The organism is Oribacterium sinus, from assembly GCF_014202695.1.
GTDB lineage: Bacteria > Bacillota > Clostridia > Lachnospirales > Lachnospiraceae > Oribacterium > Oribacterium sinus.
In genome coordinates this window covers 310,056-323,528 of record NZ_JACHHH010000001.1, presented here as the reverse complement: position 1 = coordinate 323,528, position 13,473 = coordinate 310,056, and the positions used below count along the sequence as shown (strand labels likewise).

At 43.3% G+C, this 13,473-nt stretch carries 12 protein-coding genes; 1 reads left to right on the top strand and 11 read right to left on the bottom strand.

Annotated elements, in window-relative coordinates; genetic code table 11:
* Nucleotides 1-2: 2 nt before the first annotated feature.
* From HNQ46_RS01340 to HNQ46_RS01295, 10 genes are all read right to left on the bottom strand, one after another.
* Nucleotides 3-827 carry a metal ABC transporter permease gene (locus HNQ46_RS01340; RefSeq protein ID WP_183681957.1) on the bottom strand — a complete coding sequence of 275 codons (825 nt, stop codon included), beginning with the start codon at nt 825-827 and terminating at the stop codon, nt 3-5.
* The gene (locus HNQ46_RS01335; protein WP_007155900.1) at nt 828-1,535 is read right to left on the bottom strand and encodes a metal ABC transporter ATP-binding protein; all 708 of its coding nucleotides are present in this window, start codon (nt 1,533-1,535) and stop codon (nt 828-830) included.
* Nucleotides 1,535-2,635, bottom strand: a complete 1,101-nt coding sequence (locus HNQ46_RS01330) for a metal ABC transporter substrate-binding protein (RefSeq protein WP_183681954.1) — start codon at nt 2,633-2,635, stop codon at nt 1,535-1,537. The genes HNQ46_RS01335 and HNQ46_RS01330 overlap by 1 nt, the downstream gene beginning before the upstream one ends.
* Nucleotides 2,636-2,661: 26 nt before the next feature.
* Entirely contained in the window at nt 2,662-3,096 is a 435-nt protein-coding gene (locus HNQ46_RS01325) for a Fur family transcriptional regulator (protein ID WP_183681951.1), read from the bottom strand.
* Nucleotides 3,097-3,561: 465 nt separating this feature from the next.
* Nucleotides 3,562-4,326 carry a LamB/YcsF family protein gene (locus HNQ46_RS01320; protein WP_183681948.1) on the bottom strand — a complete coding sequence of 255 codons (765 nt, stop codon included), beginning with the start codon at nt 4,324-4,326 and terminating at the stop codon, nt 3,562-3,564.
* Between the two features lie 2 nt (nt 4,327-4,328).
* Nucleotides 4,329-5,678 carry an acetyl-CoA carboxylase biotin carboxylase subunit gene (gene accC / locus HNQ46_RS01315; RefSeq protein ID WP_183681945.1) on the bottom strand — a complete coding sequence of 450 codons (1,350 nt, stop codon included), beginning with the start codon at nt 5,676-5,678 and terminating at the stop codon, nt 4,329-4,331.
* Nucleotides 5,679-5,689: 11 nt separating this feature from the next.
* The gene (gene accB / locus HNQ46_RS01310; protein WP_007155895.1) at nt 5,690-6,127 is read right to left on the bottom strand and encodes an acetyl-CoA carboxylase biotin carboxyl carrier protein; all 438 of its coding nucleotides are present in this window, start codon (nt 6,125-6,127) and stop codon (nt 5,690-5,692) included.
* A 13-nt stretch (nt 6,128-6,140) separates the two neighbouring features.
* Nucleotides 6,141-7,151, bottom strand: coding sequence for a 5-oxoprolinase subunit C family protein (locus tag HNQ46_RS01305; protein ID WP_183681942.1), 1,011 nt, complete (start codon nt 7,149-7,151; stop codon nt 6,141-6,143).
* 1 nt (nt 7,152) lies between these two features.
* Nucleotides 7,153-7,878, bottom strand: a complete 726-nt coding sequence (gene pxpB, locus HNQ46_RS01300; protein ID WP_183681939.1) for a 5-oxoprolinase subunit PxpB — start codon at nt 7,876-7,878, stop codon at nt 7,153-7,155.
* An 84-nt stretch (nt 7,879-7,962) separates the two neighbouring features.
* Nucleotides 7,963-9,168: an NRAMP family divalent metal transporter gene (locus HNQ46_RS01295; protein ID WP_183681936.1), complete on the bottom strand. Its 1,206-nt coding sequence runs from the start codon at nt 9,166-9,168 to the stop codon at nt 7,963-7,965.
* Between the two features lie 323 nt (nt 9,169-9,491).
* On the opposite strand from HNQ46_RS01295, the gene HNQ46_RS01290 reads away from it, so the two are divergent.
* The gene (locus tag HNQ46_RS01290; RefSeq protein WP_183681933.1) at nt 9,492-10,214 is read left to right on the top strand and encodes an anthrax toxin lethal factor-related metalloendopeptidase; all 723 of its coding nucleotides are present in this window, start codon (nt 9,492-9,494) and stop codon (nt 10,212-10,214) included.
* A 235-nt stretch (nt 10,215-10,449) separates the two neighbouring features.
* Here the strand turns inward: HNQ46_RS01290 and HNQ46_RS01285 are convergent, their stop codons facing one another.
* Complete coding sequence (locus HNQ46_RS01285; RefSeq protein ID WP_183681930.1) at nt 10,450-13,431, bottom strand: leucine-rich repeat protein; 2,982 nt, start codon at nt 13,429-13,431, stop codon at nt 10,450-10,452.
* Nucleotides 13,432-13,473: the final 42 nt, after the last annotated feature.

Below are 13,473 nucleotides of genomic sequence, written 5' to 3'. Positions count from 1 at the left end.
CTCTATCCCTTTCTATTCCGGATTGCTTCAATCCCACAAAACAGGAAGAATAACACAATATCTATCACCACAATGGAAGCTCCCGTAGGAATCCTGTAAAGGAAGGATAGAGTCATTCCTACAAAGAATCCAAAGAGAGAAAGTATAGACGCCAGAATAATGGTACCTAAGAAGTTTTTACATACCCGCATTGCCGTAATAGAAGGAAACACGATCAAGCTGGAAATCAATAAGGTTCCCATCATTCGCATGCCCAGCACAATGGTGATAGAGGTCAGTAAGGCCAAAACCATGTTGTAGAAACGGGTATTGGTTCCGCTGGCTTTTGCAAAATTTTCATCAAAGGTCACCGCGAAGATGCGGGGATAGAAGAAAATGTAAAGGAACAGCACCACCACGGATAAAATTACGGAAAGCCGCATGTCCGAGGGACTGATGGCCAGGATGGAGCCGAACATATAGTTACAAACATCTGTATTCATACCGGTGGTCAAAGAAATCGTCATTACTCCCACCGCCAAAGCTCCGCTACAAAGCAGGGCGGTAGCCGCATCTCCCTTAATTTTGGAATTTTCTTCCAGTTGCAAAAGGAAAAATGCCGCAATCACACAGACCGGAATAGACACGGACATGGGGGCTAATTGCAGAGCATAGGCAATTGCCAATGCCGCAAAGCCCACGTGGGACAAGCCATCCCCAATCATGGAATATCTTTTTAAAACCAGACTGGTTCCCAAAAGTGTAGAACACAGGGAAACCAGAGAACCTACGATAATCGCTCGAATCATAAAATCGTAGGAAAGCATCGACCCTAAAACCTTAAACATTTAGCCCTCCAAATCCTTCACAAAACTTTTTCCAAGCTCCGACTCTCTATACTTTTCCGCCTCTCCGAAAAATAACTGCTTATGGGCCAAATGGAGAATATGCTTTGCTCTTTGTACTATTTCCTTCACATCATGGGAAACCATGATGATGGTAATCTTTAATTCCTTATTCAATCTGTCAATTAAATCGTAGAGCTCTGTCTGGGCCTTAGGATCCAGCCCTGCCACAGGCTCATCCAAAATCAAGAGCTTGGAGCCGGCGCAAAGGGCTCTCGCCAGAAGAACCCTTTGCTGTTGTCCGCCGGAAAGCTCCCGATAGCAGGACTTTCTCAAATTCTCAATGTTTAAAAAACGAAGAGCATCCTCTACCCGCTTCTTATCTTCCTTACGATAAAAGGGAAATAAGGAAAGCTTGTTTAGGCATCCGGACTCCACCACCTCGTAAACACTGGCAGGGAAATCCTTCTGCGCCTCCGTCTGTTGGGGAAGATATCCGATATCCTGCCTTTTCAGGCCGTCCCCCAGAATGATTTCTCCTTCACCGGGCTTTTTCAACCCTAATATGCCCTTTAAAAGGGTACTTTTTCCGGCTCCGTTTTCCCCCACGATACAAAGATAATCTCCCTTTTCCACGGAAAAATGAATGTCCTCTAATACCACCTTCCCTTCATAGGAAAAGCCAATCTTGTTTAGGGAAAAATAACTCATTAATTCAGTGCCTCCTTCAATGCCTCTACATTCGGCTTCATTAAGTCCACATAGGTCTTGCCTGCTTTGAAATCCTCATCGGTCACATTGTGTACCGCATTCAAAAGCATTTTCTTGGCTCCCGTATCCTTACAAATGGCATTTACCATATCCTCGTTGCTCATTTCAATATGGAATACCACCGGAATACCGTCTTCCTTTACCTTATCCTGTAAGAACGCAATGGTCTGTGCAGCAGGCTGGGTATCGGTAGAACAGCCCGGGAATGCCGCAAAGTAGCTTAAGCCGTACTCTTTACAGAAATAAGCAAAGGGGAAACGGTCTGCTACAATGATTTCCTTTCTCTTTCCGGAATCTACCACTTCTCTAAAGCTTTTATCCACCTCTTCCAATTCCTTCACATAGGCCTCAGTATTCTTCTCAAAAACGTCCTTTTTGGAAGAATCCAAGGAAGAAATCTTCTCATCCAGCTTCTTTACAATCTGAATGGCATTTACGGGAGAGGTCCATACATGCTCATCCATCTCCACTTCCTCTTCCTCGTGGCTGTCACTCTTTGCCTCGGAAGCCTTATCCTCATGGTCGGCAGCTTCTTCCTTAGGCTCTCCGGACTCTCCTTCATGGTCTTGGTCATGCTCCTCTTCTTCCTGCATTCCCTCAACCGTTTCCTCTTCCATTAAATTTACCGCATCCATCATTTTGAAAACGGAGGAATCCTCCTTGTTCATGGACTTTAACATACCGTCTACCCAGGCATCACTGTCTCCGCCTACATAGAGGAATAAATCCGCATTTTGAATGGTAATAATATCCTGAGGGCTTGGCTCATAGCTGTGGGTCTCGGATCCGGGCTTTACCAGCATGGTAACATCCGCCTCTCCCTTGGTAACAGCTCTTGCAAAATCATAAGCAGGGAAATTGGTAGCCACAATCTTCAGCTTCTCTCCGCCTGCCTTGCTCTCCTCCTTGCTGCTTTCTGCTGCTGCCTGTGTGGTGACTGCTGTAGTCTCAGTCTTTCCTGCATTACTTGCTCCACAGGCAAAAAGATTTGCTGCAAGTAAGGAAAATGTGGTGGCAATCGCCAGTTTTCTTAGTCCCATAGGGGCTCCTTTCTAGATAAATAACTTTAAGGCCTATTTTCCTCTTCCCGGGCACAGTTTTCACACAAACCGTAGAAAACCGTCCTTTTCGGATTCCAATGAAAGCCATGATGCACAAGAAGATGCTCCATCATAAAGTCCAGTTCATGACAATGCAGATGAATCAAGGCTCCACAACGGCTACATTTACAATGGAAAAAAAGATGTTCCTTGAAAGCTTCCTTCCTCTCCCCCACATATTCAAAGCAGGCCGGACTATTTTGATCGATCAGGTACTTATTCACCAGACCTTCCTCGCAAAGCCGTTCCAACTGCCTGTAAATAGTGGTGGTTCCGATGGGCCTTCCCTCTTCACGGAAATGAATCACTAAGTCCGCTACCGTGAAATGTTCTCCCTCTAAATTGGATAGATATTTCTGCAATTCCTCTTTATGCTGGGTTTTGTACTTCCCTTTTTCCATATCCGCTCCCCTACAAAATCTATCTCAACCCTGCTCTTTGCTCCCCTGTTTTCCTGACCATAGAGAAGCTTTCCTGTTAAGATTTCCTTTTCAAGCCTCAGAACTCTAAAAATTCATTCCAAAAAATGAATACAAAAAGCATGAAAACGGAAACCATTTTCATATTTTACTATTATTATTTTCCCTGTCAATGAAATACAGAAAATTTTCATAAAAGCTGAAGAAATTAATATCAAAAATCAGCCTTCTATACAGTATAGGTCCGGGCTCGGGGCACGCTCTCGCTAACTTCGCCTCGTAACAGTACTAAGTTCAAGCTTCGCTCTGCTTGCTTTCACTAAGTACTGACGGGCTCAGATTGCCCCTATTCCGGACCTATACTGCATGAAGGCTATAAATTGATTTGACTTTCACAGTCCCTTCAAGTTTTATAAAGATATTTTCCTTTTTTATAAAAAATTTTCCCTAAAAATGTTTACCAAAAGCTTCTATTGTCACCCCTTCTTTTTCAAGAGTCTTTCTGAGCTTTTCTACAAAGAGCAGGGCCTTCTCCCCGTCTCCGTGGACGCAGATGGAATCCGCCTGGATAGGGATTTCCTTTCCTGTGATGGCTCTGACCTTCTTCTCCAGTACCATGGAAAGCACCCGTTCAATAGCTTCCTCTTCGTCGGTAATCATGGCTCCCGGTTTTCTTCGATTCACCAAGGAACCGTCCTCCTCATAGGCTCTGTCCATAAAAACCTCAGCCTTTACAGGAATTCCCATCTTTTCCGCCAATTGGTAGAGCTTACCGGAGGCCTGTGCCAGAATTACCAAGGAAGAATCATATTCCTTTACCGCATCGCAAATGGCCTTAGCCAGTTCTTCCTCCTTTGCGGCCATGTTATAAAGGGCGCCATGGGGCTTTACATGCTGAAGCTTCAAACCATCCTTGTGCAAAAAGGCTTCCAAGGCTCCCATTTGGTAGAGCAGCATGGTCTTTAATTCCTTAGGCGTACAGTCCATATTTCTTCTGCCAAAGCCCTGCAAGTCCGGAAACCCGGGATGTACCCCTAAGGCAACTCCCGCATTTTTACACAGTTCCACGGTTTTCTCCATCACCAAAGGGTCTCCTGCATGGTAGCCACAGGCAATATTGGCAGAGCTGAGAAGGGGAATCAAGTGGTCATCCATTCCCAAGGTATAGCGCCCGAAGCTCTCTCCCACATCTGCATTTAAATCAACCTTCATGCTTATTTTCCTCCTAAGGTAAAGCGCTCAATAAAGCCGGTATCTACCTTTCCTTCCACAAATGCCTCAGACTGCATGATTTTATATTGGAAATCCAGGTTGGTTTCCACCCCCAGCACCAGCATCTCTTCCAAGGCTCCCTTCATTTTCCGGATAGCCTCTTGCCTATCTTTTCCATGCACCAAGACCTTGGCAATCATGGAATCGTATTCCATAGGAATCTTGTAGCCGGTATAAATGGCTGTATCCACTCGCACCCCGTTTCCTCCCGGTAAATGCAAGGCCGTAATGGTTCCGGGACTTGGCATAAAATTCTTCTCCGGAATTTCCGCATTGATTCTACACTCTATGGCATGTCCCCGTAGAAGAACTTCCTCCTGCTTCATGCTAAGAGGCTCTCCCGCACAGACCCGAATCTGCTCTATCACAAGATCCGTATCCGTTACCAGTTCCGTTACCCCGTGTTCCACCTGAATACGGGTATTCATTTCCATAAAATAGAACTTGCCTTCCTGATCCACGATAAATTCTATGGTGCCGGCTCCCACGTAGGACACTGCCTTGGCCGCATTTACCGCAGCCTCCATCATGGCTTTTCGACTTTCCGCTGTCACAATGGGGGAAGGGGATTCCTCCACCAGCTTTTGGTGATTTCTCTGGATGGAACAGTCTCTTTCCCCAAGAGCAATCACGTTTCCGAAGCTGTCTCCCATAATCTGTACTTCCACATGACGGGGCTCCAAAATCAGCTTTTCCAAATACATGGCATCATCGGAAAAGGCATTGGCGGATTCTCTTTGGGCGGTGAGAAATTCATTTTCAAAATCTCCCTCGGAAAAGCACTCCCGCATCCCCTTACCGCCACCGCCGGAACTGGCCTTTATCATCACCGGAAAGCCCATGGACTTAGCCTCCTCTAAAGCCTCCTTCACATCATAAAGAGCCTTTAAAGAACCGGGTACCACCGGCACGCCGGCTTCCCGCATCTTTGCTCTGGCCTGGGATTTATTCCCCATGCCGTCTATCACTTCCGGACTTGGGCCGATAAAGCAAATGTCGTTTTCCCTACATTTTTCGGCAAACTGAGCATTTTCCGACAGGAAACCATAGCCGGGATGAATAGCATCACAGCCCGTATTCTTGGCTACGGTAATCAAAGTATCCATATTTAAATAGGAATTTCGGGAAGATCCCTCTCCGATACAGACCCTTTCCTCCGCCAGTCGTCCGTGAAGGCTGTCCTGGTCTTCTTTGGAATACACCGCCACGGAGGGGATGCCCATGCCCCGAAGAGCTCGAATTACCCGAACGGCAATCTCTCCTCGATTGGCTACTAAGACTCGCTTAAACACTTCCGCCTCCTTTACAGCTTACGCACGCGGAACAAAGGCTGCCCATACTCCACCTTCTGCTCATTGGAAACCAGCACCGCCTCGATTTCGCAGTCAAAATCCGCCGTGATTTCATTCATCATTTTCATAGCTTCCAGAATACAAACCGTATCCCCCGCTTTGACAGTGTCTCCCACCGTAACGAAGGCAGGAATATCCGGTCCGGATGCGGAATAAAAAGTTCCCACGATAGGACTGGTGATATGCACCTCATTCTCCTCTTCAGAATTCTCCTGCTTTTCCGTAGCCGGACTCTCATAGACAAGCTGAGATGCTCCTCCCTGAGCAAGCACGGGAGGATGATCTAATTTACTCATAACAATCTTAAAATCTCCATCTTTAATGGACATGGTATTTAAGGAGGAATTCTCCAAAATTCTTACCAAACCCTCTACCTTTTCTAAATCCATTCTTTCTCCTCTCCTACTTCTCAAATAACTTGGATAAGCGTTTTGCCGCCAAACGACAATCTAAGACTTCCTTACAGGGCTTATGAATCAGCTTTCGCATTTCCTGTAGCTCCTTTTCCTCTTCCCGGAGCAACTTTTGTGCCTCCTGTACCGTAATCTTTTCAAAATGAATCTTATCATCCATCCTTCTTTGTACAAGCTTTGGCAAATCTACCGTAGCTACCGTAGCTATTTTTCCATAACCTCCGGTGGTTTGCCGGTCTGCCAGAAGGACAATGGGCTTTCCGTGGGAAGGAACTTGAATAGAGCCTAGGGCAATTCCGTCGGAAATAATGTCGGAGCCCTTCTTACTTTCAATATATGCCCCATCCAAACGAAGTCCCATACGGTCAAATTCGCTTCCCACTGTATATTCGCTTTCATAGAAGCTCTTAATTCCTCTTTTGGAAAATACCTCTTCCTCCGGTCCGGGAACTACCCGAATCTTCACTTTACTTTCTTCATACTCCTTTAAGGGGAGGGTTCTGGAAAGAAAGCTGGGAAGATAAATTCTTCGATTAATTCTGGTATCCAGATAATCCCCATCCTCTAATTTTCTTCCCTTAAAGCCGCCAATCTGACTTTTTAAATTGGTAGACCGGGAGCCCATAATCACCGGAACCTTTAAGTAGTTGGAAAAGGCAATATAGCAGGTCCGTCCGGTTCTTGCAGATCCTACTTTCAATACATCCCCCTTAGCCACATAAATGGCAGTATACATGGGAATTGCTTCATCATTTAACTCCGGTCGAAAGTCTCCTCCTGTAATGGAGATAATCATGGGGGCGGTAAACTCTAAGGTAGGGCCAATCAGGGTACATTCCAGCACTGCCTCATTTTCCGGATTATCCAAAAGCAGGTTTGCGATACGAAAGGCTCTTCTATCCATGACACCGTTCACATTAAAACCCTGAGACTGATAGCCTGTACGGCCTAAGTCCTGAACCGTAGTAAGAAGGCCTCCCTTAATAACTCGAAATCCCATATCAGCCCTCCTTATGCCACTGTACGCTATAGTTTCCTGATGCTACCGCCTCGGAAATCCTTGCATATTCAGCGTCTGTAATCGGATAAAAATGGATATATTCTCCGGCCTGTACCAAGATAGGATCCTGCTTTTCCGGGTCGTACATCTTCACCGGCGTTCTTCCGATTAACTGCCAGCCTCCCGGAGAGTCCACAGGATAAACACCGGTCTGAGAACCTCCGATTCCTACAGAACCTGCCGGAATCTTCACTCTGGGGTTTTCCAGCCTGGGAGTATGAAGCTTTTCCTCCAGACCGCCAAGGTAAGTAAAGCCCGGTAAAAAGCCCAGCATATACACCAGGTAATCCTTCTCACTATGGAGGCGTATCAGTTCTTCTCCGCTGATTCCGGCATGCTCCGCCACATAGGAAAAGTCCGGTCCCAGCTCTCCTCCGTATAAGACGGGAATCTCCCAAACCTTCTTCTCCATGCTTTCTACCTTGGTATCCATCTTCACAATAGCGGAAACCCTCTTGTAAATTTCCTCATAGCGAATCACCAAGGGGTTATACTGCACCAGCAGGGAGGCGTAGGCGGGAATCATATCCACAATCCCTTCGATTTGTTGCATTTTCAATAACTTTACGGTAGCGCTGATTCTGCGATTTACATCCTCTCCGATTCTTTGCTCAAACTGAATCAGTAAAGCAGAGTCTCCTGCAGTAAGCACTCGTATCTTTTCCATAGTTTTCCTTTCTCCGAAAACAATCTCTGTTTAAAAATCCCGTTCTTTAAAAATCTATATGCTCTAAGCTTTCATACATAGATTTTATGCGGTAAAGAGAGTGGATAACTTTGTCAAGGAAGTTAATCCCACATAAGCCGATAATACTACCACGACAATCCCCAAGAAAAGCAGAATTTTCGGATGCTTATAATTTTCTCCCATAATCTTCTTATTCTGAGAAGCCACAAGACAAATCCCTAAGCTTACCGGTAAGATTAAACCGTTCAAAGAACCTGCTAAAACCAGAAGCTTTGCAGGACTTCCAAGGCCTGCCATTACCAAGGTGGAAAGGAGGATAAATCCAATGATAAAAAGATTTTCTCTCTTAGCCACTGCAGGAAACAATGTCTTTAAGAAGCTGACAGAGGTGTATGCCGCACCAACGATAGAGGTAATTGCCGCACAACAGAGCACCAAACCGGAAATTCTCTGTCCTATTACGCCGGCTCCCTGAAGAAAGGCATCCGCTGCCGGGTTTTTCGCATCCAAGCTGGCACCCTTCGCCACAACACCCAATACGGCAAAGAATAAAAGGACGCGAACCAAGGCGGCAACAAACATTCCCATAACTGCGGAATAATTAATATCTTTCAATTTATCTTCTCCGGTAACGCCGGCATCAATCAAACGGTGCGCCCCTGCAAAGGTAATATATCCTCCAACCGTCCCCCCCAAAAGAGTAAGGATGGCAGGAAATAAACTTACGATGCTTGCTTCCGGAAGAATACTGTTTTTAAGGCCGGAGGCAATGGGAGGCTTTACCATAAAGATCACCACGAAGATGACAAGAATCATAATTGCCCCAAGAATTTTCACCAAATAATCCATGATTCCCTTGGCATTTTTAGATAAGAAAACCAGAATTGCCAAACCGCCTGCCAAGAAATATCCCGCCTTAGTGGGAATCCCTAACGTGGTTTGTAAGCCTAAGGCTCCTCCTCCAACATTACCGATATTAAAAACCAAACCGCCCAAAACTATTAAGAAGGAAACAAAGTAGCCTAGTCCCGGAAGAATACGATTCCCCACATCCTGCCCGCGCATTCCGCTGATGCAAAGCACACGCCAGATATTCAGCTGGGCAATCGCTGCCAAAATAACCGAAGCTAAAATAACAAAGGCAAAGCTGGCTTTAAAATCACCGGTAAACTTTGCCGTCTGGGTTAAAAATCCCGGTCCGATGGCTGAAGTTGCCATCAGAAAGGCTGCTCCAAGCAGTGCTCCGCTTTTCTTCTTCGTTCCGCTCATAATAAGTTCCTCCTTCTTTTTATTAGACAGTTGAACTGTTGCGTTGTTTATTTAAGACTTATTTATCAGTGTCTTTAAGTTAAGTCTTATACACAGTATAGCCATTTTTTCTCGAGCGTCAAGATTTTTTCCGGATTTTCCTGAATAAGAATAGAACGAAAACAGAATAAACATGGAACAACACAGAACAGAAGCAGAAATCCGCAGTATTTTCTTAAGAATTTTTCCAAGCTTTGAGATTTCTAATTTATTTTATAAATAGGCCGATATATAAGCTGGGTCTAAGAGCTACTCTTAGCCATTTGCATGAGAAAGGAGCAAATATGCAAAAGTTTTTTACACAAACTAAGGCATTTTCAAGAAGGATTTTGAAGGCTTTAGAAAATTACGGAAGAAAAGGCTTAGGAGTTCTTACCCTATGTTCTCTTCTGGCAAGCTCTCCGGTTTTTGCCGGAATCCCTTTAAAACAGGGAGATGGTGCAGTGAATGATGCCCAGGTCAATGCGGCTATTGAAGTTTATAACAGAATTCCTGCATCCATTCGTTTACAGTATGAGTTGAATCATAACAGTATTACTTTTTTTAACAGTAAACAAAGACGAGACAATGTCATCGGCATGTATACCGCTTTGGACGGAATGGAAGCAAACATAATGCTATCCGACCAGGACTTACTGGGAGCCTACGCTCTTGCCCATGAAATCGGACATTATTTCGATGATGTAGTATATAAAGACGAAGAAATTCTTTTACAAGAAAAGCGTTATGGAAATCAGGTCTTCCGCTATGTTACCAGAGGAAAACGCTCTCGTTCCGAGGAAGCGGATTTCGTAGCAATCTATCAGCAGGAAGCCAATCAAAACGGTTTGGTAACCCAATATGAGAAATCCGACAGTACAGAGTACTTTGCCGGAAGCTTTAAAGCTTATGTGGATACTCCCGAGCAGCTACAGGTTGTAGCTCCCGCTACTTATGCTTTTATCGATCAGTTGGTAACGGAATTTAACGCTAGCCACCCGGTACCGGAGGAAGCGCTAACTGCATAAGAATCTAATTAGCTTATATCAAGCGGCCTGAGATAATCTGAATCTCATACTTTTTAAACTTGTCCTATATAAAAAATAAGTAACGTATTTACAGCATTATTCGTAAACAGAAAAGAGCAGAGAATAGAAGATTTTCTTCATACTCTGCTCTTTTTTCGTTCATAACGGGTATTGCTCACAAAGCGTGTGATATCTCGTTTGCAAATAATATGATTCCATGCATGGAAAACGGACTTTATACTACTCTTTGAACTTCTGTTTTCCATGCTCCATCCACAGCTAAAGTATAGCCATCTACCATGGTATTGGACAGCATTTTTCCATTATCTTTACCCTCGACAGGATTGAAAAAATACCATTTATTACGGATTTCTTTCCAAGCAGTGCACATTTTTCCAATATTCGCAGCATCCTCTTCAGTAAAATAATACCAATCCTCTTTAATCTGCTTCCAACCTATGCACATTTTCCCTTGTTCACTTCCCTCATTTTCTTCAAAATAATACCAGGAATTATTGATAAACTGCCAGCCAATAAGCATATAGCCATCTTGGTTAAAATAGTACCAGCAATGATTAAGCCATAACCACTGAGCCTTTGGATAAGTTCCATCGGCATATAGAATCCACCAGCCTTTTGCATTTCTCTGCCAATTCACAATAGAAGGAACTTCTCTATCCACGCCTAAAACCTTAGGCTTGCCTCCGGAGATAATGACTTTTCCACCCGAAGCGCCGGAGCTGCTTGAACCGCCAGATCCACCTGAGCTGCTTGAACCGCCGGTACCGCCTAAGACGATTGTAGCTCCTGTTCTTCCGGAACTGCCGGAAGTATTAGCGCCGACGTTTCCTCCGGTAGCAGACGAAGGATCATTCGAACTATTTTTCCAAATAACATCCGTAAAATACGGATTTATATAACGCTCAGTTAGTCTTACCGGCGAATAGTTCGTAATAGTATTCTTTGTTCCATGCCAATCATCATCCAAACGAAAAAAAGCTGAATTTCCTATGTATTGCACCGAAGATGGGATTATTATATTCTCATAGTCGAATCGATTTACAAATGCCTCTTCCCCAATACTTTTTAGACCTTCCGGTAAAGTAATATCCCCACGAAAATGACAATATTTAAAAGCTTTTTTTCCGATTGCCTTTAAGCGTGATGGAAATATTAGTCTTTCCTTATCAAGACTCTTCTCAGCAAATACCTCTTCTCCAATTTCTTCTATAGAATCAGGCAATCGCAAATCTCCGGTAAAATTTCTAAATCCTTCCAGGGAATGGGGATCCAAGGCGGTAATATTTCCCTGCAATTCTAAATGAACATCATTGAGACAAAAGGACATTTTTGTATGAGCATATAGATCTCCATTTTGCTTAATTCCCTTCAGTCTTCCATTCCCCTGTATCCGTACTACATTTGTATCACCCTCTTTTTTTGCCGACCATCGAAATCCTCCATCTTCATGAGGAAGTATATTTGCTTCACCGACTTGTATCTTCTTTTGATAAACAGCCATACTTTCCCAAGGGATATATTTTTTATAAGTTCGATTTAATATTCCACAATAATAGGTATGGCCCGGTTTGATTTTTCCATTCAAAGAATTGTAGGCAAAGCCGTCAGTGTAAAAATATCTCTTTTTAATATTTCCATCTTTAGAATCCCGAATATCCACTTCCCTTAAAGACAAATTTGCATTAAATACTTTACCTGCATAGTTCTTATCTACAAAATCTTCTACTGTGATTTCTCTGGGTTCTTCCGTAATGTATAAATAATATTTTCCATCAAGCTCATCACCGGAAGTCTCCAACTCAAAAAAACATTTTTCAATTTCAGGAATTGTGTATACTTTAAAATCTCTAATTTGAGTAACCTCCTCTGTGCTTTGAAGATTTGGATCCTGCACCACAGTAGTAATATATTTATTGTAGTCCTCATCTCCGATGAATACTTTCGAATGATTGTAAATAGTATTCTTCCTGTCTCCATGTTTCAAAAATGCGCGTTCCCCTATCTTTTTAACGGAAGGCGGAATATTGACATCCCCAAGTTCATCACAAAAAGCAAAAGCACGCTTAGGAATTTCCTGCAAAGTGGAGGGTAGCTGCACATGCCTAATATTTTTCATATCGTAAAATGTCCAGCCATCTTCCCCCCCAAACGTTTCAATTCCTTCTCCAATGATTACGGTACTGATTTTATCTTTATAAGTCTCCCACAGGCGGCTGTGATTTACATCCATGGCGCCATAACCTTTAAAGCTCAAAGTCAGATTATTTCCTGAACCGGTGATTTCAAATTCTATATTCTCTCCGATCTTTCCTTTGGTAAGGGCTTTCTGAACAAGTACCTCCACTTTCCTTTCCACTATTCTATCTTCTATTTCTTTGCTTGCATATATTCTGGCCTTTCCCTCTTTTAAGGCTTTAAAAACAAATTCATTTTTAGCATTCTTACCGACCTCGACAATATCAGGATTCTCAGACCTTACTCTTAGGATAGGAATCTTAGGATCCCTTGAAAAGACATTCCTAAACATCTTCTCTATATTTCCCTCTTCTCCTGCATAAAGCCCAAAATTATTAGTATCATAACCGCTTGTTGCAGAAATAATGAATAAGGAGAAATGCGTGGCTCTGATTTCTACGGATTTTTCTTCCTCGTTTAAGCTAATATCTTCTATTTTTTCCGCTTCCGCACCAAGTTCATCTAAATGAAAAATAGAGATATTATCTTCTCCGGCCTGAGCCCAAAAGGGTATCTGTGAAAAATTAACCATTACTTCCCCTTTTGACATATCCGGCTGAATTTCAACACCATCTTTATCTAAAATACTAATATCTAAAATAATACTATCCTTCAGATTTCCTTCCGCTATCCTCTCAACTGCAGTCTCAACTTTCTTTTGCTCTTCTACTTTATTAACTACTTTAACTCTTAGCTTTGCATCCTTTGGGAATACACCCGGATCTGCCTTCACACTAAGCAAAATACCTGAAACCTCTTGTTCTTCATAAAAATACTCGTCTTGAGAATCAAGTTTTTCTGTGTCCTCCTGTAAATCCTCTTGTAAATCCGCTTCTTGATTTACAGCTTCCGTCTCTACAAAAGTCACTGCTTCTCCAGAAAAATTTTCTGCAGGAACAATGGTAGAGTGGATACAAGACATGACCAAAAATAGCGCTAAAGCTGTTCTCAATTTTCTCATACTAATCTTTCCTTTCCTCAGTATGCCAATCCATATTTTTTC